Consider the following 253-nt stretch of genomic DNA (forward strand, 5'->3'; position numbering starts at 1 on the left):
CGGTGGAGGCCGCAGTATTCGAATGATCGACATCGGTATGTGCTACATCGTGCTCGGCATCCAGCGTCGTTATCTCATCGCTGTTGGTATGCGTATCTTCACCGCTTTCACTCGGGAAAGTATGCGTACTATCGTCATCAACGATGTTTTCAGCGCTGTGATCTTCCCCACCCACTTCAACCGTAATATCGATGTTGATCGATCCTGAATCGGTAATTTCTGTCGGTGAAGTCACGGTTAAGCCCATGTCGAG

Annotated in this window: 1 protein-coding gene; it reads right to left on the bottom strand. The window is 49.8% G+C overall.

Going from position 1 to position 253, the window contains the following annotated elements:
• A partial coding sequence (locus R0J87_RS22695) for a hypothetical protein (RefSeq protein WP_498889173.1) occupies positions 1-235 on the bottom strand: 235 nt, incomplete at its 3' end.
• Positions 236-253 lie beyond the last annotated feature (18 nt).

The organism is Halomonas sp. SIMBA_159, assembly GCF_046536035.1.
Lineage (GTDB): Bacteria > Pseudomonadota > Gammaproteobacteria > Pseudomonadales > Halomonadaceae > Vreelandella > Vreelandella venusta_A.